Origin of the sequence: Arundinibacter roseus (assembly GCF_004348825.1) — a bacterium.
In the GTDB taxonomy this organism is placed as follows: Bacteria; Bacteroidota; Bacteroidia; order Cytophagales; family Spirosomataceae; genus Arundinibacter; species Arundinibacter roseus.
Genome location: NZ_SMJU01000004.1, coordinates 205,978 through 230,360, shown reverse-complemented (window position 1 = coordinate 230,360; position 24,383 = coordinate 205,978). Strand labels below are relative to the sequence as shown.

Here is a 24,383-nt window from a genome sequence, read left to right as displayed (position 1 = left end):
TGCATTTTTTTATACATACCTGGTAATCTCCTTAATTACAGGCAGTTCACAATATTAAACAACACAAAACTACGCAAAACACTTTTGTAAATTAACTAATTTACATTGTTAATTGTATATGTTGTTAAACTATTATACATTTGTACATCAATTAACATTTGTATCATATGGATTTGAATGACAAAATTAAACACATTCTAGTTGACAAAAATATATCACCCTCTCACTTTGCCGATGAAATAGGTGTGCAGCGGTCTAGTATTTCGCACATCCTGGCCGGTCGAAATAAGCCTAGTCTTGATATAGTGCAAAAAATCATTCGCCGATACCCGGATTTGGGAATGGATTGGATTTGGGAAGATGAAGAAATGCCTCCCGTTGAAAAAGAAAGAAAGCGATATGAATCAAGAACTTATACCGAAAAAATACCTGCTCAACCTGCCGCTGCAATCGCCTCAGATTTGCATAGAAAAAAAAATATGTCCCACAGCCCGGAACAACCAATTCTAAATGGGACTAATCAGGAACAAGGAGATCCAAAAACTATTGAAAAAATTCTGATCTTTTATAGTGACGGCACTTTTAAACAATATAATCCAGTCTAATTTTATTTAGACTAATTTAAAATAATTATTGCCTATTCCCCAAGTATTCGATAAATGAGAGAGTGCTATCAATCGCACACGTTTCGAATACTTGGGGAGTTTTATTCAACAGGTATGCCTTTTTATCAACAAGTCAATAATTTGTTCTAAAAACTAGTGATACATCTTCAAACGGAACCTCCTTGATTAACATAAATTAGGAACAAGCGGAAGACCATTTTTTAAGTAGAACTAATTCATTCTTCGTCATGCAGAACCTTTGAGAAATTATAAAAATAGTTGAGTGACAATCTTGAAGTTTATCTGGGATTATTCTGATCCAAAGTCACCATCGTGGAATCAACAAAACTTTCAGAATGCTTTAAAATATTTAGCTATTCTATTGATTATGAAACAATTAACATTATACTGTTCCACGTGGATTTATAACTGCCTAAGAATTAAGCAATTAACATTTTGTGGATTTATAAGGTGGAAAAGAAGATAACCTTAAACTGGTTTTAATACAAAACTGACAAAGTGCCTTTGTAGGTATAATAAGGAGTTTCGATAACGTATAGATAAAATCCACTTGGAACACGCTCATTCCTGAAAGATCCGTCCCAAGGAGCGTCATAGCCTTTTGAATGGAACATGACCTGCCCCCAACGATTGTAAATCATTATTTTCTGAATTTGCGCAGATCCATTTTGTATTTCCAGCAGATCATTGAATCCATCGCCATTAGGACTAAATGCATCCGGAATATAAATTCTATCAAAAACCGTCACCTGAATGGTATCCGAAGCCAGGCAGCCAAAAGGGGAGGTCACCTGTACAATGTAGTCCGTACTGCTGATAGGTGTACAAATTGGAGTAGAGTCGGAGGGGGAATTTAAGCTCTCAGAAGGACTCCATTGGTAAGTGATAGGATAAGCCGAGGATTGTACCAATGAGGGCAGAGGAAGGGAATTTCCGCGCAAAACACTAAGTTGTAGGGGAGTCTCGACCTTAATTTTTTCAATCCAAACCGTTGAACTATCTGAATTTATACAACCAGTTTTTAAATCCTGAATAAAAAGTTGGTAATTTCCAGCATTTTTTACCGAAATATAGAACGTTGTATCTGGTAACTTCTCTTTCTCCCATTGCCACTGATACCTCCATCCACTATTCTCCTCGGTTTGTAGTTGGATGATTTCTCCCTCACATATCGTATCACTTTCCTGTTCTATGTTAACACCCGGTGGCGTCCCTGCCTTTAACTTTACCTGCTGAGAAGAGGTGTCTTTGGAACAAATATCGGTGAATGACTTCACTACACTATACCGCCCTGTATCCTGCACCGTGATGGTGGATGCCACTGCCCCTGGGATATTCTGTCCGTTCAATTGCCATTGGTAAGACCAATTGGCAGCAGCCTCAGTTTCCAGAACTACCGGACGCTCACTACAAAATTCAATTTCTGATGTTCGCTTTTTATTATAGGTAATAACTGGTTCGGGAGGTGAATTTTGGCTACATTCAATAACAAGTAATTGAAAATCGCGTCGAACAACTCCAATTTTTTGTCCGTTTCTAAACTCTTCACATTGCACCGAAAAAACAAATAATCCCAGCTGATTGGCCGTGACAGATAACATGCCGGTAGCAGCATTGATCCGTAAAGAAGGAGTGCCAGGAATACTATTTTGTAGGGAAATGCCCGGCGACCACTCGACTAAGGGATAGCCTGACTTTGGGAAATCATTTCCGATCGGGTTGTTCCGACTTGTGTTTCCCCGTAAAGGCGTAACGAGTGAGTACACCAAATTATCGCCGTCCGCATCATTTGCGGACATATCCATTGTAAAAAATTGATCTTTACAAATATATTCTCCATTGGGAAATTGGAATATCGGGGAAGAATCCGGAATGGAAACCGGTGGGAATTCGAGATAAAAGACCATTCCGCTGGAACCCGGTTGAATAATATTGTTGATATCATCGTTCCGACAACAGCGTTCCCAAATTACGTAATATCCCTCAGGATCATTGAAATCGGCAGAACTAAGCAGAACAGAAGTGCTGTATGTGCCTTCGACAGTTTGTAACGACCGAAATGCGGCGCAGGCTTTATTTTGATAGCTTACTTTTCGCGAACCGATATAAGGCAATACTGCCTTCATCATCAAACGATTATCTCTCTTACGAAAAAAAAGCAGCTCAGCATTTGCGTCCCGGTTTCCGTTTGTCAAGGTATTTTCATCCCAAAACTGAACCATCGTAATTGTATATCGATTGGATGTATTGGAAGCTTCCAGGCGAATTTCGCCACCAACGATATGTGCAGCATGTCCGGAAGTATAGGTACTAAGGAGAAAAAATAAAATGCGTACTATTTTTTTCATACCACAAATCAGATCGTTCATTTTATTTTATTATCAGACTTTATCCAAAGTAGAGAGTATTTGGTTAAGTATACTCTAAACTACGTAAATTGAATTAAATGCAAATCACCTTACATACAATTTATTTGAATTTCAAAGCATTACGTAAAAAGGCTTCGTCGGTAATGAGCTACTTACTGTCCATACTGATCTAAATCCTTCTCCTATATTTATAGCAAATACTACCTGAAATTAAGGTCAATTTTTATTCTTAAAAGTGTTTTATAATTTATATTATGTTAAATAGACCTTTCAAAAAGAGAGCATCCATTCTTTATGGATGCTCTGCACTACTTCTTTTATTCCTGAATACAAGTCACATTCTTGCCCTCAAATTGAGTAAGAACATTGTTTAGATTCTCCAATGTCGATTTTGCATCTTCATCATCCCGAATCTTCACAGCTTTTTCAAAGAAAGGCTGCGCCTTTTTGAAGCGTCCACACACTCGGCCTTCAACTTCCTTGCCACGCTGCTGATATTCCTGCATGTTCATGTTGTCTACTTCACGCTTCAATTCTACGGCATCATTGAAGTAAAACACTCCCAGGTTGAACAAAGCATCGTAGTTATTTGGATCTACTTCCAGAGCTTTCTTGTAGGTTTCGATGGCAAGGTTTCTACTTTCGGTATACTGTCCTTTCAAATCTGCCAATTCCTTTTCTGCGGCTGCATTATCCGAGTTTGCTGCATTGGCTGCCAATGCTTTCAAATCAGCTTCATATTTCGCCAGGTTAGTTTTTGTTTCATCCCGGGTCGCAGTTACTTCACCTAACTGACGCTTCAAATCTGCACTTTTAGGTTGTGCTTTCAATCGTGCTGTCAGACGTTTAACTTCACCTTCAAATACTTCAAGCTTACCTTTTTCGTCTTCAATTTGTTTAGTAAGTTGATCTGACTTTTTTGAAGAACCGCTTACTTTTTCTTCCAGATCACGGATTTTACCTGAAAGTTTAATGCCCGAATTGTCATACAAAATAGCAAGGTTTACCAGGTTTTGTACGCTTGATGGATCTTTGGCAATAACATCTTTCAATTGCTTGATGGCTTCTTCTTCTTTGCCAGATGCCAGGTAGATGTTTACGATTTCAGATTTCAAATCTTTGTTATCGGCGTTTTTTTCCAAACCTCTTTCCAGCGTGTTAACAGCCTTGTCGAAGTTATTGTCTGACCGATACAATTGAGCCAAACCGTAGTATACACTTGGATCTTTACCTCCGTTGGTAATATACGTTTCAAATTGACTAACGGCTTCCTCTTTCTTATCGGCCTGCTGCGCAGAAATACCTCCGTAAAGAGCAGCTAGTGTATCCTTTGAATTAATCTGTTGTGCCATTTGAAACATTTTCAGCGCGTCAATCATATTTTGTGATTGATATTTTTCTGCACCTTGTTTTACAAATGCATTATAAAGGTTAGTCCCTTCTGCACCATCCAGAACTGCCTGAGCTTCCTTAGAAATACGGCCAGGCTCTCCTTTTTTGGTTAAATCCAGCTCAACAACCTTTTTATAGGCTTCATAAGCGGTAAGTGCAGCGCTCGAATCGATCTGCGTATATTGAAGAGCGATATTTTCATACGTTTTTGCACGTTCCATCCAGGTAGCCGCCTTAACATTGCTTTTGGGGTCCTGAATACTTTTATCGCTTTTTTCCTTGTCCTTGCGAGCCTGATCCATCATTACCTGATCGATGGCTGCCTGACCTAGCGCCAAACAACTCATGAGGCTAAGCGCAGAAACAAAAATTAATTTTTTCATAAAAATGATTGTTGGGGTTGATTATTGATTCTATTTACGATTATTTGGGTTAATTATTGTCAAGATTCCTCCGTAGGGTTAATTTCGGCAGTATCCTCCCCTGCTGACATCACCTGACCGTTCTCACCGGGAACAACACTTTCCTCTTCGTCTTCCTCTTTCAATATCCGCGTGACAGAAGAGATTTCGTCGGTAGTATTTAACCGTATCAATTTCACTCCCTGCGTATTTCGACCTGCCTGCCGGATATCAGTCACACTCATTCGAATGGCGATTCCGTTACGGGTAATAATCATCAGGTCATCCTGCTCTGTAACTTCTCGAATGGCAACCAGTTTACCAACTTTCTCGGTTGCATTCATAGTGGTAACACCTTTGCCTCCCCGATTAGTTACGCGGTAATCATCCAAGGGAGATCTTTTTCCAAAACCGTTTTCAGATACTACCATCAGCTGCGCATCTTCCCGATTAATACAAACCATACCAATTACCTTGTTTCCAGGCACATCACTCAGGTTAATTCCACGCACTCCGGCCGCGGTCCGGCCCATGGGCCTTACTCCTTTTTCGTTAAAACGAACTGCCCGACCTACGCTTGATGCAATGACAATATCATTATCACCATTGGTTAAGGCTACATTGAGGAGTCGGTCGCCTTCGTGCACGGAGATTGCAATGATTCCGTTTTGACGAGGTCTTGAATAGGCTTCCAGCAAGGTTTTCTTGATTGTTCCCTGCTCGGTACACATAATGAGGTAATTGTTGTTGATATAATCTTCGTCGCTCAGCGTCCGAACATTAATAACCGCCCGAATGGAATCTCCCGATTCTATACTGATCAAATTCTGAATCGGCCTGCCTTTTGAATTCTTGGATCCTTCGGGAACCTCATAAACTTTTAACCAAAAAAGCTTGCCATACTCGGTGAAAATCAACAAATAATTGAGCATCGTTGCTGAAAACAAGTGCTCGGTAAAATCATCATCTTTGGTTTTAACTCCTCGCGCACCTACACCGCCACGGGTTTGGGTACGATATTCCTGCAAAGGCGTACGTTTGATATAACCCTGATGCGAAATGGTAATGAGCATTTCTTCATCGGCAATCATATCTTCATCACTGAATTCCTCGGCGGCATACTCAATTTTAGTACGTCGTTCATCTCCATAGCGCTCACGCACGTCAGCGAGTTCAGTTTTGATAATTTCAAATTTGCGATAATCATTGGCCAGGATGTCCCGCAAATCGGTAATCAAAGCCATGATCTCGTTGTATTCTTTGATAATTTTGTCTCTTTCCAGTCCGGTAAGACGTTGCAGACGAAGTTCCAGTATTGCCTTTGCCTGAATTTCTGATAAAGCAAATTGCTCAATCAATCCAACTTTGGCTGTATCAGGATCTTTGGCATTACGAATCAGATTAATGACTGCATCAAGGTTATCCAGGGCAATCAGTAAACCTTCCAGAATGTGCGCCCGTTTTTCGGCCTCCCGCAGTTCAAACTCAGTCCGGCGGGTTACCACCACCACACGATGCTCCACATAATGCCGAATCAGATCCAGCAGGTTCAGCATCATCGGGCGCCCCTTTACAAGAGCCACATTGTTGACACCAAACGATGTTTGAAGAGGTGTATATTTATACAGGTGATTGAGAACAATGTTTGGAATCGCATCTTTCTTCAAATCAAAGACGATCCGCATACCATCCCGGTCAGACTCATCGCGTAGATCCGAAATTCCTTCCAGTTTTTTCTCATTAATAAGTCCGGCGATACGTTCAATCATTGCCGCCTTATTGGTCATATACGGAATCTCCGTAACAATGATTTGTTCTTTGCCTGTTTTGGAAACCTCCATGTGAGAATTAGCCCGGATAATGACCCGTCCCCGACCGGTTTCAAAAGCAGAACGAACGCCCTGATACCCATAAATAGTACCGCCGGTTGGAAAATCAGGGGCCTTTACATACTCCATCAATTCCTGAACCGTGATGTCATTGTTATCAATATAGGCCACAACTCCATCCACCACTTCTCTCAAATTGTGCGGAGCCATGTTGGTAGCCATACCTACGGCAATTCCCGAGGAACCATTTACCAGCAAATTGGGGAACTTGGCCGGAAGCACCGAAGGCTCTTGCAGGGAGTCATCAAAGTTAGGCTGAAAATCTACGGTATCTTTCCCAATATCATTCAGTAATTCATCGGCAATTCGTTTCAGACGTGCCTCCGTATATCGCATAGCGGCAGGAGAATCACCATCAACCGAACCAAAGTTACCCTGTCCATCTACTAGTGTGTAGCGAAGCGACCAGGGCTGAGCCATCCTTACCATTGTGTCATATACCGAAGAATCACCGTGTGGGTGATATTTTCCGAGTACTTCTCCAACAATACGAGCCGACTTTTTGTAGGATTTGTTGTAATTCACACCGAGTTCCGACATGCCAAAAAGTACGCGTCGGTGTACGGGTTTGAGCCCATCGCGTACGTCGGGAAGAGCGCGGGAAATAATAACCGACATGGAATAGTCGATATACGCTCCCCGCATTTCATCCTCTATATTAATAGGGATGATGTTTCCACTTGTTGTTTCTGCCATAAAAATTGTGACGAATCAAAAATTATTAAGTTGATGAAATACTCAATCTGATACAATAAGAAAATAGTGTATTTGAGTTTTCATAATAAAGAGTCAAATTTCGTCATTTTTGGCGGTTTTAACAAACCGTAGTCAAACATACTATAACTGACTACTCGCCTATTCCGACACGCCTCAGGGGCTATTTTGTACCAAAGAGCGAATCTTACTCCAAAAACTATCAGTTATTGAGGCTTTCAGTAAGCCAAACTTCATTCTTCCGGGTCAAGCCGTCGGCGATTTATCCTGGTTTGGTTATATTTGGCCTCCTCTACGCTTATAGACCAAACTTTATTTCCTAATCAAAACCCTTATGCCTTTACTTCTTACTTTTATCGCTATCCTTTTTTTAGTGCTGCTTATTGCCTGGTTAAAGCTTGATACGTTCATTTCGTTTCTGCTGGTGTCTATCGGTCTGGGTCTGATGAGCGGCATGGAGGTTAGTCAGATCGGGGCGGCAATTCAAAAAGGCGTGGGCGGCACATTGGGTGACCTTGTGCTAATTGTCGGTTTTGGGGCAATGTTAGGTAAACTTGTAGCAGATAGCGGTGCCGCTCAACGCATTACAGATGCACTCATTGGTATTTTTGGTACAAAACATATTCAGTGGGGACTAGCCTTAGCTGGCTTTGTGATTGGCATTCCCTTGTTTTATAATGCCGGATTTGTAATCGTAATTCCGCTTATTTTTATGATTTCTACCTCCGCAGGACTACCTCTGCTATACGTGGGAATTCCGATGCTGGCAGCCCTCTCTGTGGCTCACGGCTACCTGCCTCCGCATCCATCACCTGCGGCTATTGCCTCGCAATTAAATGCCGATTTAGGAAAAACGCTTTTATATGGAATACTTGTGGCGATTCCGGCCATTGCCATAGCAGGGCCTATTTTTGGAAAAACCTTAACTAGATTTACTCCCAAACCCGATCCTTTACTTTTTGATGTAAAGCCACGTCCAAAGGAAACATTGCCCGGCCTGGGTATAAGCGCCTTGGCCGCTCTGCTTCCGGTTTTTTTGTTAACTGCCATGTCAGGAATCAATAAATTAATTCCAGGCTATCAACTTATCGAACTTCTCGCAGATCCTAATTTCAGCATGTTGGTTTCGGTTCTTTTTGCAGCTTATGCCCTTGGCCTTCGCAGGGGGCTCAGCATGAAACTGTTATCAAAATCTATGGAAGAAGCATTTAAAGGGGTAGCTATGATTCTGCTGATTATTGCGGGTGCCGGTGTTTTCAAGGAGATCATGACCGCAAGCGGCGTGAATCAGTACATCGCCGAAGGTTTGAAAGGTATTGACATTTCTCCGATTATCCTGAGCTGGGCCATTGCCGCCATCATTCGCGTATGCGTTGGCTCGGCTACCGTAGCCGGATTGACGACGGTTGGGATTTTGGCCCCGCTGCTGATGCAATCTACCGTTCAGCCCGAACTTATCGTTCTTTCGATTGGTGCCGGTAGTCTGATGTTCTCGCATCTGAACGATGGTGGTTTCTGGCTATTTAAGGAATATTTTAATTTATCCATCAAAGAAACCCTTCTGACCTGGTCCATTATGGAAACGCTCGTATCTGTGGTTGGATTAATCGGTGTTCTAATTCTTAGCTTATTTCTGTAAACTACTCTTTATTATATTTTTTATTTAAAATTAACTTATCAAATGTCGTCCGCAGAACATAACTTTCAAGCATTAAATCTGGTATTACCCCCGGCTCCCAAACCATTGGGAGTTTATAAACCTCTATTAATTGTTGATAACCGATGGGTATATGTTTCCGGACATGGTACTGTGCAAACGGACGGAACACTCATTCGGGGACGAGTAGGCGAAGCCCTGGATATTGATCAGGGAAAACTCGCTGCCCGGCAGGTCGGGCTCGCCATTTTGGCTACGCTAAAAGAAAACCTTGGGAGTCTGAATCAGATAAAACGGGTGATTAAAGTACTTGGAATGGTGAATTGTACGTCAGATTTTGAACGTCATCCCTACGTTATCAACGGGTGCAGCGAGTTGTTCGCCGCTGTATGGGGACAGGAACATGGCATTGGTGTACGTTCGGCAGTTGGAATGGGTTCCTTGCCTGATAATATTCCGGTTGAGATTGAAGCTATGTTTGAACTTAATGTCTGATTTTTTTAGCTACAACATGGCAAACAATTGGTTTGAATTTCAGCATAGTGAAGAAATAGACTCGCCTTCCCTGGTGATTTATAAAGATCGCATTTTGCATAACATAGAGCTCATGATTCGGATCGCCGGAAGTCCGGGCCGACTCGTGCCCCATGTAAAAACACATAAAATGGCAGAAGTTGTACAAATGCAGCTTGATGCCGGCATTCAAAGATTTAAATGCGCAACCATTGCCGAAGCTGAGATGCTGGCAATGACCGGTGCTCCGTGGATACTGATTGCCTATCAACTGACCGGGCCTAATCTTCTGCGTCTGCAAAAACTCAAACTCGCTTTCCCAGCTGTTACCTTTTCATCGCTTATTGATTCTATTGACACTGCCCGGCAGCTAAATGAGTTAACGATGCCTGAACCATATGATGTATTTATTGATATAAATAATGGCATGAACCGTTCTGGTCATCTGACCAACGACGCACTATTTTCACTCTATCAGGAAATAGTTTCCCTGCCAAATTTACGGCTGATCGGCCTTCATGTTTATGACGGTCACATCAGAGACGAAGATTTCATGGCACGCAAGCAAGCAAGTGATCTGGCATTTGAACCCGTAACTGATTTTTGTGAATTGCTTCGGCAGCAAGGCTTTGAATCACCTGTGATTATTGCGGGAGGCTCCCCTACTTTTACGGTACATGCACAACGGACAGGCGTACTGTGTAGCCCCGGAACTTGCCTGTTATGGGATTGGGGATATGGAGACCGTTTTCTGGATCAACCCTTTTTGCATGCAGCTGTTTTACTGACGCGCGTAGTGTCAAAACCAGCGCCCGGAATCATCACCGTTGACCTCGGCCACAAGGCTGTTGCGGCAGAGAATTCAATCGAAAAACGGTTCAGATTTTTGAATTTAAATGACTATCAGGTTCTGAGCCAAAGCGAAGAACATGGGGTGATTGCCGTAAAAAATTCAGATGATCTCCATATAGGCGATTTGCTTTATGCCATACCTTACCATATCTGCCCAACTGTCGCTTTACATGAAAATGTCACAGTGGTCGAGGATCTAACACCGACAGAAAAGTGGGAAATTGTGGCCAGGAAGCGGAAAATAACTTTTTGAGCCAAAATTCCTTAGTACCTTTTTGATTAGTTAATATGTTTATTTTTGATGCCCATCTCGACCTTTCCATGAATGCCCTGGAATGGAATCGGGATCTTACTCAGCCCCTTGATCAGATTCGTGACCGGGAAAAACAGCTCACCGACAAGCCTGACCGGGGCCGAGGCGTCGTTTCGTTTCCCGAGATGCGCAAAGGTTCTATTGGCCTATGTGTGGCCACCCAAATCGCCCGATTTGTTAAGCCCGGAAGTGCTATTCCCGGCTGGCATTCGCAAGCCCAGGCCTGGGCTCAAACGCAGGGACAACTGGCCTGGTATCAGGCGATGGAGCTGGCAGGGGAAATGAAACAGATTCGTACTTTACCAGAGCTACGGAAACACCTGACGCTTTGGCAATCCGCATCCGATACAAGTCAGTTGCCGATTGGCTATATACTAAGTCTGGAAGGTGCCGACTCCATTCTTTCCATAGATCATTTGCAACAGGCACATGCGGATGGCCTGCGGGCTGTTGGTCCTGCGCATTACGGCCCCGGCGTATATGCATATGGAACTGATTCTGATGAACCCATTTCAGAGAAAGGCAGGCAACTATTACGTGCAATGGAAGCGTTGGGAATAATTCTGGATGCTACGCATTTGTGCGACAGCGCCTTTTGGGATGCCGTACCGACCTATGACGGTCCGGTATGGGCAAGTCACAATCTCGTTCGTGCTCTTACTCCCCACAACCGTCAATTTTCAGATGAACAGCTTAAACTTCTTTTTGAACGTGAAGCCGTCATCGGCATGGCGTTTGACGCCTGGATGATGGTTCCCGGGTGGCAGCGAGGAGTTACTACGCCACAGTCTTCGGGGCTATATATTAAAAAAATCGTGGAGCATATTGATCATATCTGCCAACTTGCAGGCACCAGCAAACACCTAGGCATTGGATCTGATTTGGACGGGGCTTTTGGTACTGAGCAAACCCCTTCCGACCTTAACTCCATTGCAGACTTGCAGATACTACCCGATTTGCTCCGAATCCGTGGATATTCGGAAGCGGACATCGAAGGTATAATGTGGAAAAACTGGGTGGTTTTTCTTGAAAAAGCCTGGGCTTAGATTTATTCCTTTTTTTAAAAACATATTCTTCAATCTTTATATAACGCATTTAACACGTTTTAATTCTACATAAATAATATTAGAAACTAACGAATAAGCAATATCAAATAGACTCTACCATTAAAAACCCCAATGGAGATTTATCTTTCCAAACCCCTGTTGGAGGCCAAGACTTCTTTGACAATGAATATTTGTTCAGACTGATCTGCTGAACCTGTATGTTGAGAGGTTAGAATCAAACGTTTTAAACATATTAAGGTGTTAACTCTTTTTGTAGGTTACCTTAGTGTTGAAATTAGCATGGAAACGCTCCCCCGAAGACTTTCTTTACATTAAATAAGCTGTAAGTGGTTATTTGGCCCCTCCTACTTACAGGAGATAGAATAAACCTAATCAAAGGCCAGGGAAGTGGATCACAATGACGAAGCCCATGCAATTGAAAATAATGAAATAAGATTCCAGGCCTCATCCTCCATTTTTGTCAGCAAATAAAAACGTATGAATACGCATGACCAAAAATTATTTAGACACTACATTATGCTAAATCATAAAAATTCATATTAAACGATATAAACACGTTTTAATATTCCTTAGTTGTAAAGCACCAAAAAAAGCCGGACTATCAGATGATAGTCCGGCTTTTCATTTTGAGCCTCCAGTCGGGATCGAACCAACGACCTACTGATTACAAGTCAGTTGCTCTACCAGCTGAGCTATGGAGGCTTTTTGTTATGAGGAAATGTTTATTTCCTTTCCCTTTTAACGTGGTGCAAAAATAGTGTTTGAAAGTATTCAGCGCAACTTTTCGCCCACTATTTTTGCATTTTTTTTCATCTTTTTTTTGCCTGATTAGATAGCTTCCTGAATTATAGCAAGTTGGTGTTTCAACTCTTCCAGTTGCTCAGATGCCTTATTGATCTTCTCCTCAAAAGTCGCCTTCAATTTGTCCGACGTTTTTGATTTGGCAAAGAACTCAATATTATTTTGCCACAAAGCAATATCATTTTCTAATTGCGTAACCTTCCGGCGTATGTCGTTCTCTTTGCGGAAAAGTCCACGGTTCGACTCCCCTTCTTTCACCAGTTCCACTTCGCTTTCGAGAACTACCTGCTCCTTTTCCTTCGTAGATAACTTACCAATCGCACTGACATACGCATTAACTGCCGCAATGTATCTTTTCTGGATAAATTGCATGTCTTTTCTGGGAACAAAGCCAATGCCCGCCCACTCAGATTTGAATGCGTTCAATTGAGAAATTGACGCTTCCTTGGGTGTTCCGGCGGCTTTTTCTATGCGGTCACAAAGGCTCTTTTTCTGGGCGAGGTTTTCCTCAAACTCTTTTTCCTGATCTTTGTTTTTCGACCGCTTCTGTTCGAAATATCCATCGCAGGCTTTTTTGAAACGCAGATAAATAGAGTCTTTAAATTTCTCAGGAACCTGTCCTAGCATTTTCCATTTCTTTTGGAGCTCAATCACCCGCTGTGTATTGGCAGCAGTATCTTCGGCAGCTTCCACTATTTTTTCAACTTCTTCGCAGAGTTCTGTCTTTGCTTTCAGGTTTTGCTCACGGCGGGATTCCAACTGCTTAAAGAACTCTCCTTTATTTTGGAAGAAGGTTTTAAGTGCAATCCAGAACTTTTTACTGAGTTCTTTCCCCTCATCGCGCGGCATCGGACCCTTCGTGGCTACCCACTCTTCCTGATAAGCAATAATTTCTTTGGTTTTGGTATTCCATTCGTTGATACTTCCCGATGAAAATGCAGTATAGGGCAGAATCGTTTCGTATATTTTTGACTTCTTGTCATATACTTCCGACATCGCCTTTTTCTGAATCTCGTACTGCCTGCGGCGTGCGTCGTACAACGTATCCAATGATTTTTTGAAGCGTTGCCAGAGTTGCTCCTGCTCTTCCCGGGGAGCGGGACCCACATGTTTGTATTCCTCAAAAATCTGATTTGCTTCCTGCAAAATCTCCCGTGACATGCCACGGTTTTCGAGGGAGCCTACGAGCGTTTCAACTTTTTCACACAATTCTATCTTCAATTCCGAATTGCGTTTCCTGTCCAGCTCTTTTAGCTCAAAATATATATTACGGTTGGAGAAATAACGGTCGATGAGCGCATTGTAAGTAGCCCAAAGGGTACCATTATGGGGAGATGAAATATTCCCGGCACTTTTCCATTCTTCCTGAATCTTCTTGAATTCTTCCCAGCTGCTCTTCATATCCGCAGCATCGGTTTCATGACTCTCGTCTTTATCGACTAGTTCACGAAGACGCTGCAACAGCTCGGTCTTTTTATTGAAGTTCTGATCTTTATTCTTTTCGAGAGCCTGAAAGAAAGCATTTTTCTTTGCCCGAATCTCTTTAATCAAGTCTTCGATAGCCTTTGTGCCAGCTTCATGCTTGTATTCAAATCCATCTTCTGACCCGGAATCTGCCACATAGGCTTCTTTGGCAGCATTCCATTCCGACTGTTTGAGCTGATCAAGCACCGGACGAACTTCTTTAATAAGTGCATCCGATTTTTTAAAACGCCCCGCCGCAACTGTTGCTACTGAAATAGCTTCCAATTCTTTTTGTAAAACTGCGGTAAGCTCTTCCTTGCTCAATTGGCTGTAATCTACCTCTTCTCCGGAATCCCCTTCATCAGCATCCTCCTCTTCCGAATCAGCCATTGACTCATGCTGAGATTCGGTGTCCGAAGGACTCTCTTCTGATAATTCCTGAGTTTCAATGGCCTCAGGTGCAAGTTCGCTGGCAGCGGCAGCTTCAACAACCTCATAGGCTTCGTCTACTAACGCCGGTTCATCAACGCTCTCGCCCGAAATAGCCGATGGAGTTTCATCAGGCATTTCAGAAAGGGTCTCCGTTTTTTCCATGCCTTCATCTTCTGCCACAGGTGTTTCAGCTTCTATCTCTGCTGACGTGGTATCAGCAACTGACACAACTATTTGGGAAACTTCTGCCGATTCATTATCAGCAAGTGTTTCCTCTTCATTTGCCTTTTCGGCGTTCGCAGATGCTGAATCTTCGGTTGTTTGATTTTTCGCATCCAGCGCATCGTGTTCATCTTGAGCCATCGTAATCGGTGTTTCGTAAGTACGTAGAAGTACAAAATTAACAATCTTTCTATTGAAATGGTTAAATTTGTCTGTTAACCTTGAACTTCATTAAAAAGAATGACACCCAACCTTGCGGATCTACGTCGAGAGTATAGTTTAAATGGCCTGAGTGAAGAAGATATTTTGCCGGATCCACTGCATCAGTTCCGACGCTGGTTTGATGAAGCACTTGCAGCCGAAATCCCTGAACCTAACGCCATGATGCTCAGCACGGTAAATGCAGACAACCGCCCGGCCTCCCGAGTTGTGTTATTAAAGGAGCTTGACGCACAGGGCTTTGTTTTTTACACCAATTATTCCAGTAAAAAAGGCACTGACCTTGCCTTGAATCCATGGGCCGCCCTTACTTTTTTCTGGGTAGAACTAGAACGCCAAATTCGGATTGAGGGGTATGCGGAGCGAGTAAGCGAGCAAGATTCTGACGACTATTTTGCCGTTCGTCCCCGAGGCAGTCAGATAGGCGCCTGGGTTTCGGAGCAAAGTGCAGGTTTGGCAAGTAGGACTGTTCTGGAAGAAAAGCAGAATTTCTACGAAGAAAAATTTGCAGGAATACAAGTTCCTCGTCCGCCACATTGGGGAGGTTATCGGGTCATTCCGACAACAATTGAATTTTGGCAGGGACGCCCCAGCCGCCTGCACGACCGCATTCAGTATGTTTGGGATGCTGCTTCGGAAACCTGGACCTCAGGAAGGCTTTCACCTTAGTGACCTTCTAAGTGTGTACCTATATAAACACTGAAATATCCGTTACCCCGAGTCGACGTTTGGAGGTAAAGCCTTCGCCATACTTAACGCCAATGGCGTGTCCCATTTCTTCGGCGCGGGCTTTTATAAAATCCAGGAATTCGGGACTGGAAATATAACTTTGTGGCTCGTCGCTTTGGGTTTGATAGGAGGGCACAAAAAATTGACTTTGGAAGGCAAGCATTGCTTCCTTTTTCTTTTCCCAGTAAGGTGTAATGTCTACAACAAAATCCGGATTTATGTACTTGTCCTGAATGGCATGAAATACCTGCCGGGGTCTCCATTCCTTTTGAGGGCTTCCGTCCGCATCAAAAGTTTCTACTCTTCGCAAACCCGAATAAAAACAGCTTTCATGGATCAGCTGTGCTCCTCTTCCGTGATCCGGGTGCCGGTCATCTACGGCATTGGCCAACACGATGTCGGGTTGATATTTTCGTAAATAATGTATCAGGATTTTCTGGGTGTCTTCATTATTTTGAAAAAACCCATCAGGAATTCCTGCATTCTCCCGTACGGACACACCCATTATTTTGGCAGCAGCCTCGGCTTCCAGAAGCCGAAGTGCCGGAGTCCCGCGTGTGCCTAATTCACCATGAGTTAAATCAAGAATTCCTACTTTTTTACCCAGGGCAATTTGAGCCATTAAAGTACCGGAACAACTCAACTCTACATCGTCCGGATGGGCTGCAATGGCTAGTATATCTAACTTCATGTGTCTGAAAAAAGGAATTTATTTTATGATCAGCTTTTGGCCAATCCGAAGGGTTGATCGCAACGATAAACGATTTCTTTTGGCAAGGGCAGAAGCGCTGAGGCCGTACCGACTGGCAATCGACGAAAGAGTTTCGCCGGAACGAACCCGGTGCAGCATTGTACGGCTATACGCAGGTTTATTTGCTTCCTCAAACTCATTTTTAGCAGCTTTACCGCCACGCAGGTAATCCCAGACCTGTGAGGTAAGTACAAAATGATCCGAGCGAATTTGCTGATTTTCCCAGTCAAAAATATATTTAGTGTCAAAGGGGTTTCCTTCATAGCGGTTTTCATAGTGCAGATGTGAGCCTGAGCTTCGGCCTGTGCTTCCACCTAACCCGAGAATATCACCCGCCCGAACAATTTGGCCTGATTCAACGAGAGGTTTAGACATGTGTCCGTACAGCGTTTCAAGTCCATTATAATGCCGTACCATTACGTAGCGTCCGTAGCCGCTGCCATCCCAACCAACTATTCGTACCATACCGTCGAAGGTACTGTAAACCGGATCGCCGGTTTCGAGGTCAATGTCCGTACCGGTATGCCACCGTCCCCATCGATATCCAAAGTTTGAGGTTACGCGAGGACCTTCCACGGGCGTGTTCCAAAAGCGGTTTTCAGCCGGATCATACAGTTTAAGGTCAATCGTTTCTTCAAACTCCCTGGGATTCATGTTGTAAGGATTGATGGATCTCGAATCCCAAATCACAAAATAGTCAGCGATTTTCACCCACTCATCCCCAATTTGCATGGAATCTACCACTTCGAGTACTTCCGGTTCGCCTTCATCAAGCGAACTTGTATCTTCACTAACCACGGGATTCAGTGGTTTGACCGGCTCAAATTGACTTTGGAAATTTAAGGTTGACGTTTCAACCTTAAATTCCGATTCTGCTTCCCGCTGTGGTTCCACAACCGGAAAGTTTGGATTATACGTATTTGTGGTATTTTGTTTAATTTTTGGGTTCTTCCGAAATTTCCCACGTTCCTGGGCTTCACTGTTTCCAACAACCACACACATTGCCCAAAACAAGCACACTACAAGTTTTTCTTTCATGGTAATAGCTTGACGAAAAAATTTAGAGTTCCCTCCTTTTTCTGGTTTCTATAATTCCTGCTCTTCGGCCATAAGTTCTTTTTCTGCCAGATAACGTTCAGCATCCAACGCCGCCATACAACCTGTTCCGGCGGCCGTTACTGCCTGCCGATAAACATTGTCCTGCGCATCGCCACAGGCAAATACACCTTCTACGTTAGTACGGGTACTTCCTTTGACTGTTTGAATATATCCGGCTGCGTCCAAATCCAGATAATCCTTAAAAATTTCCGTATTTGGTTTATGACCGATGGCTACAAAAAAACCTGTGGCTTCAATGACTGTTTCCTGACCCGTTTTGTTATTCAAAACCTTCACTCCTTCAAGAACATCTTCGCCGAGTAGTTCGGTGGTTTCGGTGTTCCAGAGAATCTCCACGTTCGTCAGCGACATGAGCCTTTTTTGCATGATTTTGGATGCACGCATTTCGTCTCTACGAACGAGTACGTAAACCTTGCGGCAGAGCTTGGAAAGGTAACTTGCTTCCTCTGCCGCCGTGTCTCCGGCGCCTACAACGACTACTTCCTGACCGCGGAAAAAGAATCCATCACACACAGCGCAGGCAGAAACACCTTTTCCATTTAGGCGATCTTCACCCGGAATTCCGAGCCATTTGGCAGAAGCACCGGTTGAAATAATGACGGATTCGGCCTCAATTTCAACTTTTTCATCAACAACAACTTTATGTACACCTGCCGAAAAATCAACTGATGTTACAAGTCCGTAGCGGATGTCTGTACCAAATCGTTTGGCTTGTTTTTCAAATTCCATCATCATTTCAGGACCGGTTATTCCATCCGGATAGCCCGGATAATTTTCAACATCGGTAGTGATGGTAAGCTGTCCTCCGGGCTGTGGACCCTGATAAAGTACGGGTTTAAGTCCGGCCCGTGCTGCATAGATAGCGGCCGTATATCCGGCGGGTCCTGAACCGATAATCAGGCATTCAATTTTTTCAGGTTTCATAAAAATAAGGAGATAATGTCTCTGTTTTTGGTTCTACTAGGGTACTCAATTTTGCAACAAGAACCAGGCCACAAAAGTGCAACTTTTCCCGCTAAAACACAAAAATCATTACAGGATGCGCCATTCGATCCGTCGGTTTAGCTGGCGATTTTCAGCGGAGTCGTTTGGTACTCTGGGTTTTGTTTCGCCATAGCCAACCGCCACTAGCCGAGATTCGGGCATGCCTGAGTCGACAAGATATTTTACTACACTTTGCGCCCGCCGGAGCGAGAGTTCTTTATTCTCTTTATCTCCACCAACATCATCTGTATGTCCGGAAATTTCCAGTTTCAGGGTCGGATTTGCCTTGACAAAATCAAGCATTTTAGAAAGTTCCACCCGTGATTTCTCATCAAGCGCATATTCTCCCGTTGCGAAGTATATATTATTCAAAACCTCCACCCGATCCTTTTCTACTTTTTCCAGTGGAATATCCAATTGTATGGAAGGCAGTGAATCAGATGCCAAAAAGGTAAGGCTTTTGAATAAATAACCTTCTGCCTGTACGTAAATGGCATGTGCAGAATTGCGGTTCAAAACGGTGAGGTAAGCGCCGGTTTCTGCCTGAGAGGTAAAGGTTGAAACCTTTTTCTGAGTCCCCAAATCGTACAATTCCAGGCTAGCCATGAGCGGCTGATTGGTCCGTTGATCAAAAACCCGCCCTTTGATATAGTTTGTAGGTACAAACATGGATTTTAATGTATCCGGAATATCAAATTCATACAACATAGCCCGACGGCCTTTGGCGTCTCGTCGGTCGTCGGTATAGTAGGCTTTTTGTCCGTCTGATGAAATATAAAATCCGATTTGATCGGAGACGGTGTTGATAGGGTACCCTAAATTCCGAGGCTCGGTCCAGCTACTGTCGGTTTGTTGGGACATAAACAAATCGTACCCTCCCATGCCCGGAAGACCATTGGAGGCATAAAACAGCGTGCGTCCATTGGCATGAATAAACGGAGCACTTTCTTCATCCGCAGTATTGACATTGGGCCCCAGATTTTGCGGTAGCTGCCAGCTACCGGTGGGGTCACGTTGAGACAACCATATGTCAGACTTCCCCTGTCCACCGGGGCGATCGGACGAAAAGTACAATTTTGTACCATCTGCCGACAGCGAAGGCTGCGACTCCCAATAGCGACTATTGACCACATCGCCAATGTTTTTGGGCGTTAGCCACTCGTTGCCTTCTTTTCTGGTAATGTACAAATCGCAGCCGCCATAGCCATCTTTTCGATTACAGGCCGTAAATACCAGCGTGGTGCCATCTGCCGAAATGGTACAGGTGCCTTCGTTATCTGTAGAATTTATTTTTTCAGAAATTTCCTTAGGAATTTCCCAGCCCGTAGCCGTACGGTGCGTAATGTACATATTCTCATCACGTTGCAGCGTAAGGCCCGTAAAGATGAGGGTTTCGTTATCAGCAGTAAGTACCGGAAAAAACTGTGCTTCCAGAAAATTGACCGTATCGCCCAGGGAGCGCTTGGTAATATTCAAGGGGCGTACCAACGCTTTTTGGGCAAATTGAGCCGATAAATTCCATTTTTTGGTGACCGCCGAAAGATTCGATTTTTCTGGATACAACGATAACGCTTTGGTAAAATACACCTCGGCAGAGTCGTAGCACTCCCGCTGAAACGTATCTCTGCCCAACCACTGATAGGCAGTGGCCGATTCAGCGCCGTTGGGATTTAAAGCAATGGATTGCTGGTAGTGGTGGCGGGTAAGCTGTGGTTTTCTTTGCCATTCATACAGCTGCCCCAACCGCAGATGCGCTTCTGACAGGCCGGGTTCCAGTTCGACCAATTTTTCATAAAAAAGCAGTGCCTGATCCAGTTTACGCTCTTTCCAGGCAGTAGAGGCATTTTCATAAAGTTCCCGGGTGCGGCGTGACATTACTTTGTCCTGGGCAGTAACTGCCAGTGTTTCAAGCACAAACACAATCAGAAAAAAAAGGCGCGCCAAAGGACTCATCAGGGAATATTCATGTATTTATGCGTTTGTAACGATATTTGCCACTGTGGATTGTATTTGATGTATTCAATGATTTTGGGCAACATCTTCTCCCGCTTCCCCCATTCGGGTTGCAGCAGCAGTTTACAGGGGCTCGTAAGCAGGGCAGCATGTTCTTCGGCAAATGCAAAATCGCTGTCATTATAGATAATTACTTTAAGCTCGTTGGCCTGAGCATAGATGCCGGGATCAGGGGCTTTAAATTTTTTAGGAGAAAAACATATCCAATCCCAGGATCCTGTGATGGGATACACGCCCGAAGTTTCAATATTTGTCTGAAAACCAGCTGCTTGCAATGCTCCTGTTAAAGCACTTAGGTTATACATAAGTGGCTCACCACCCGTAATTACAGCTAAACGCCCCGGAAATTGCATCGCTCCGGCCACAATATCGGCAATGGACTGCCGGGCAAACCGGGTCGCATCCCAGGATTCTTTTACATCGCACCAATGACAGCCCACATCACAACCACCCAATCGTATAAAGTAGGCTGCTTTGCCTGCATGTGCGCCTTCTCCCTGCAAGGTATAGAATGCTTCCATAATCGGAAGATCCGTTGTAGAAAGGTCAACGTTTTCTGTATGTTCTACTGTAAGATTCATGAATAAATAACAAACCAACAAGCCGGCTTGGCCTGGGAAATGAGTGCAATTAATTTAGTTGGGGAATAAACCAAATTCATAATCCGGAAGTTCTACCAACACACGTCAATGGTTAATTGAAGATGCACAAAAATACACTAACTGGTCGAGCTTTTTCTGATGCTTTTCTTGAACTTTACCGACACCTGGGAGATTCGGTAGCTGATGAGGTTATCGAACAGCTAGCCATTCAGGGAGGGTTTCCGGCAGTTGGTACGCTCATGAAATTCCTCACAGATTACGAAAAACTGGACGTAGATGATCAATCTAACAGTGTTCGGAATTTTATCACTAGTCAAATCCACACAACTAATCTCCTTGAAAATAAGGAGTTTGCGAATGGAATTCAGTTTTTTTGGAAACATTTTCGAGTTATCTCCTTTCTTCTCGGCACCTATTCGCTTCCGTACTGTTATGCCGGTGCCAATGGCGCTCAGGTGCTGTGGCTTTCGGAGCGGATTCGGACCAAAACCATTCAACGCCTGGAAGAAACCGGTGCCTTTGTTTTTGGAATTATGCAGGAAAAAGACTGGATCAATGGCCTGAATTTTCGTCGGGTTGCCAAGATCCGGTTGCTGCATGCCGCCATTCGATGGTTTACGCTGCACAGCGGAAAATGGAATCCAACCTGGGGACATCCCGTGTGTCAGGAGGATATGGCCGGTACAAACCTTTCCTTTTCTTTTATCATTTTGAAAGGTTTGCGGAAACTGAATATTTCTATATCTACCGCTGAGGAAAACTCATTCTTGTATTTCTGGAATGTAATCGGTCGGCAACTTGGGCTACAAGAAGAACTTCTGCCACAGAATATGCTGGAAGCTTACCGGCTGGATCGGGCAATTGCCAAAAGGCAGTTCCGAACGTCAGAAGCGGGTATTGGTTTAACGAGCGCCCTGCTTAAAGCAATTGAGCAGCAGATTCCGTCGCCGGGTTTACAGAATATTCCGGCAGCGCACATGCGTTTTTTTCTGGGAAAAGAAACAGCTGATTTACTGGGAGTTCCGCAGGCAGCCTGGGAAGAACGGTTTGTGAAAATTGCCATGCAGTCCACTCTTTTTCCTCAACTTCTGAGCCTGCAAACACCCGATTCGCCCGTACTGGAACGCTATTGGCGTTAAGGATTTCCTATTCAGCAGGTTGTCCAAATGTGCTTTCAGTTAACGTAAACTGATCGGGCCGGAGAAAACGCCTTTTTACCTCGACAATAAATAAATTGTCGTAATCAGAATCCGGAATGCTGGACTTCTTATGCGATACCGGAAATTGATCCAAAAGCGGCAAAAGCGTGTTGCTGTGTCCGACGACGAGCGTATTCCCGTTTTTTAATTTGGCAAGATGCCGGGCTACTTCCCACAGCGTATCCGTTCCGTAAGGCCTTATCTCTACATTCATTTGCTTTGCCAATGGCGCAGCAGTTGCCTGCGTGCGGGCGGTCGGTGTTGAATAAACATACTGAATGTTTTTATCCCGCAATACATTCAATAAATCCTCTGCCCGTTGTTCACCGATAGCGGTTAAGGGTGGATCCTGTACTGGTTGAGAAGCCTTTTCGGCATGACGAACCAGATAAATTGTAGAAGTAGAACAGGACGAAATCCCAATCAGAAGTAGGGCAAACACAAGCGATTTGGACAGGGTTTGAAGCATAGCAGTATCTTTGTGCGAATTGCAGGTTTATAAAATCAGACAAACTTGCGTAAATATAGACAAATTATATACCCGGCAATTGCCCGGCTTTTTTTATGGAAAAACCCTTCATTCAGCAACAAGAGCCTATTTGTGCCCTCGCCACGGCTTCGGGTGTAGGTGCCATCGCCGTCATTCGGGTTTCGGGCATTGGATCGGTCGAGCTCGTCAATCGTTTTTTTTATGGCAAAGATCTTACCAAAGTAAAGAGTCATACCGTGCATTTTGGCACGCTCCAATACAAATCTTTGCTGATTGACGAAGTATTGGCCACAGTTTTTCGTTCGCCGAAATCGTTTACCAAAGAAGATTCCGTGGAAATTTCGTGTCACGGCTCCGATTACATCGTACGGCAAATCCTGAAAATGCTCGTCAGCGAGGGCGCCCGAATGGCTAAACCGGGGGAATTTACCCAACGGGCGTTTCTGAACGGACAGTTTGACCTTGTACAGGCCGAAGCCGTAGCCGATCTGATTACCGCCGATTCGGACGTAAGCCATCGTACCGCCCTGAATCAACTGCGGGGTGGTTTTTCCAAAAAATTATATCTGCTTCGTGAAGAACTGATTCATTTTGCTTCTCTGATTGAACTGGAACTGGATTTTGGCGAAGAAGACGTAGAATTTGCCCAACGCGACGACCTCCGTCAGCTAATCATGCACCTGCATCAGACTATACATCCGTTGATTGACTCATTCAGTTTTGGTAATGCACTCAAAGAAGGCATTCCGGTAGCGATTATCGGTTCACCAAATGTGGGCAAATCTACTCTGCTGAATGCACTGCTCAACGAAGAAAAAGCCATTGTGACGGAAATCGCCGGAACCACGCGCGACGTCATTGAGGATACGCTCGTGCTCGAAGGCATGAAGTTCCGCTTCATTGATACCGCCGGTATCCGTGAGACGCTCGATGTCGTAGAATCGATGGGCATTGAGCGCTCGCGCCGGGCGATGGAACAGGCAGATTTGGTGCTGTTTCTGTACGACAGCGAGCAAACCCTGCGCGAGGTGGAACAACTGGCGAAAGGACTAAACACTGAGAAAAAGTATATTTGGGTACAGAACAAAATAGATTTGCCTGATCAAAATTCAACCTTTACCTCGGAAGTCAGTTCGTCGGAAAATCAGGTAAAAATCTCGGCCCACGCCCAAATCGGCCTGGATGAGCTCAAAAGCGTCATTCTTGCTCAGGTACATCAGCAGGCCGCCACGGATACGGTCGTTACGAACCTGCGGCACTACGAGCATTTGCTCAAAACATCCGCCGCCCTCGACGAAGTTTTGAACGGTTTGGACGCAGGCATTACAGGCGATTTTCTGGCTCAGGACATTCGGCTGGCGCTTTTTCATTTAGGCGAGATCACCGGGACGATTGTCTCGGATGATTTGCTGGCGAATATTTTCAGTAAGTTTTGTATTGGAAAGTAAACAAGTACAAATATGGGCTGCTCCTGACGGAGCTCGTGAGTATTTCCAAATGGAATGTTCTATAAACAGGTCGCCTCTATGAGGCTGATGCTACGCATTTTGATTACCTGCTAATAT

General features: G+C 44.1%; 18 protein-coding genes and 1 tRNA gene. 8 read left to right on the top strand and 11 right to left on the bottom strand.

Annotated features, from left to right (window positions below; translation table 11 throughout):
• Positions 1–167 precede the first annotated feature (167 nt).
• Positions 168–605 (top strand): helix-turn-helix transcriptional regulator, encoded by a 438-nt coding sequence (locus tag EZE20_RS07480; protein WP_132116113.1) that lies wholly within the window; start codon positions 168–170, stop codon positions 603–605.
• 500 nt (positions 606–1,105) lie between these two features.
• On the opposite strand, the gene EZE20_RS07475 is transcribed toward EZE20_RS07480, so the two are convergent.
• The 3 genes from EZE20_RS07475 to gyrA form a co-directional block, all read right to left on the bottom strand.
• On the bottom strand, positions 1,106–2,974 hold the full coding sequence (locus EZE20_RS07475; RefSeq protein WP_165933434.1) for a gliding motility-associated C-terminal domain-containing protein: 1,869 nt from the start codon (positions 2,972–2,974) through the stop codon (positions 1,106–1,108).
• 338 nt (positions 2,975–3,312) lie between these two features.
• Entirely contained in the window at positions 3,313–4,770 is a 1,458-nt protein-coding gene (locus EZE20_RS07470; RefSeq protein ID WP_132116109.1) for a tetratricopeptide repeat protein, read from the bottom strand.
• Between the two features lie 59 nt (positions 4,771–4,829).
• A complete protein-coding gene (gene gyrA / locus EZE20_RS07465; protein WP_132116107.1) occupies positions 4,830–7,373 on the bottom strand; it encodes a DNA gyrase subunit A in 2,544 nt (847 codons plus the stop codon).
• Between the two features lie 352 nt (positions 7,374–7,725).
• Here gyrA and EZE20_RS07460 point away from each other — a divergent pair, with 352 nt between their 5' ends.
• The 4 genes from EZE20_RS07460 to EZE20_RS07445 are packed head-to-tail and all read left to right on the top strand — an operon-like array spanning position 7,726 to position 11,772.
• Positions 7,726–9,030 carry a gluconate:H+ symporter gene (locus tag EZE20_RS07460; RefSeq protein WP_132116105.1) on the top strand — a complete coding sequence of 435 codons (1,305 nt, stop codon included), beginning with the start codon at positions 7,726–7,728 and terminating at the stop codon, positions 9,028–9,030.
• 42 nt (positions 9,031–9,072) lie between these two features.
• Positions 9,073–9,543, top strand: coding sequence for a RidA family protein (locus EZE20_RS07455; protein WP_132116103.1), 471 nt, complete (start codon positions 9,073–9,075; stop codon positions 9,541–9,543).
• A gap of 16 nt (positions 9,544–9,559) precedes the next feature.
• Entirely contained in the window at positions 9,560–10,666 is a 1,107-nt protein-coding gene (locus tag EZE20_RS07450; protein WP_132116101.1) for a D-TA family PLP-dependent enzyme, read from the top strand.
• Positions 10,667–10,701: 35 nt separating this feature from the next.
• The gene (locus EZE20_RS07445) at positions 10,702–11,772 is read left to right on the top strand and encodes a dipeptidase (RefSeq protein WP_132116099.1); all 1,071 of its coding nucleotides are present in this window, start codon (positions 10,702–10,704) and stop codon (positions 11,770–11,772) included.
• Between the two features lie 650 nt (positions 11,773–12,422).
• Here the strand turns inward: EZE20_RS07445 and EZE20_RS07440 are convergent.
• Both EZE20_RS07440 and EZE20_RS07435 read right to left on the bottom strand, forming a co-directional pair.
• Positions 12,423–12,495, bottom strand: a tRNA-Thr gene (locus EZE20_RS07440).
• Between the two features lie 126 nt (positions 12,496–12,621).
• Complete coding sequence (locus EZE20_RS07435) at positions 12,622–14,853, bottom strand: DUF349 domain-containing protein (RefSeq protein ID WP_228713626.1); 2,232 nt, start codon at positions 14,851–14,853, stop codon at positions 12,622–12,624.
• Positions 14,854–14,952: 99 nt separating this feature from the next.
• Here EZE20_RS07435 and pdxH point away from each other — a divergent pair, with 99 nt between their 5' ends.
• Positions 14,953–15,600, top strand: a complete 648-nt coding sequence (gene pdxH / locus EZE20_RS07430; RefSeq protein ID WP_132116097.1) for a pyridoxamine 5'-phosphate oxidase — start codon at positions 14,953–14,955, stop codon at positions 15,598–15,600.
• Between the two features lie 19 nt (positions 15,601–15,619).
• On the opposite strand, the gene bshB1 is transcribed toward pdxH, so the two are convergent.
• From bshB1 to EZE20_RS07405, 5 genes are all read right to left on the bottom strand, one after another.
• On the bottom strand, positions 15,620–16,351 hold the full coding sequence (bshB1, locus tag EZE20_RS07425) for a bacillithiol biosynthesis deacetylase BshB1 (protein WP_132116095.1): 732 nt from the start codon (positions 16,349–16,351) through the stop codon (positions 15,620–15,622).
• Positions 16,352–16,369: 18 nt separating this feature from the next.
• Positions 16,370–17,449, bottom strand: a complete 1,080-nt coding sequence (locus EZE20_RS07420; RefSeq protein WP_132116093.1) for a M23 family metallopeptidase — start codon at positions 17,447–17,449, stop codon at positions 16,370–16,372.
• Positions 17,450–17,497: 48 nt separating this feature from the next.
• On the bottom strand, positions 17,498–18,454 hold the full coding sequence (trxB, locus tag EZE20_RS07415; protein ID WP_132116091.1) for a thioredoxin-disulfide reductase: 957 nt from the start codon (positions 18,452–18,454) through the stop codon (positions 17,498–17,500).
• Between the two features lie 108 nt (positions 18,455–18,562).
• Positions 18,563–20,467, bottom strand: a complete 1,905-nt coding sequence (locus EZE20_RS07410) for an OmpA family protein (RefSeq protein ID WP_132116089.1) — start codon at positions 20,465–20,467, stop codon at positions 18,563–18,565.
• Positions 20,467–21,108, bottom strand: a complete 642-nt coding sequence (locus EZE20_RS07405; protein WP_228713624.1) for a 7-carboxy-7-deazaguanine synthase QueE — start codon at positions 21,106–21,108, stop codon at positions 20,467–20,469. The genes EZE20_RS07410 and EZE20_RS07405 overlap by 1 nt, the downstream gene beginning before the upstream one ends.
• Positions 21,109–21,230: 122 nt before the next feature.
• Between EZE20_RS07405 and EZE20_RS07400 the strand changes: the two genes are divergently transcribed.
• Complete coding sequence (locus tag EZE20_RS07400) at positions 21,231–22,268, top strand: oxygenase MpaB family protein (RefSeq protein WP_132116087.1); 1,038 nt, start codon at positions 21,231–21,233, stop codon at positions 22,266–22,268.
• Positions 22,269–22,275: 7 nt separating this feature from the next.
• On the opposite strand, the gene EZE20_RS07395 is transcribed toward EZE20_RS07400, so the two are convergent.
• Positions 22,276–22,797, bottom strand: coding sequence for a histidine phosphatase family protein (locus EZE20_RS07395; RefSeq protein ID WP_132116085.1), 522 nt, complete (start codon positions 22,795–22,797; stop codon positions 22,276–22,278).
• A 95-nt stretch (positions 22,798–22,892) separates the two neighbouring features.
• Here EZE20_RS07395 and mnmE point away from each other — a divergent pair, with 95 nt between their 5' ends.
• Positions 22,893–24,266: a tRNA uridine-5-carboxymethylaminomethyl(34) synthesis GTPase MnmE gene (gene mnmE / locus EZE20_RS07390; RefSeq protein WP_228713622.1), complete on the top strand. Its 1,374-nt coding sequence runs from the start codon at positions 22,893–22,895 to the stop codon at positions 24,264–24,266.
• The last annotated feature ends 117 nt before the right edge of the window (positions 24,267–24,383 follow it).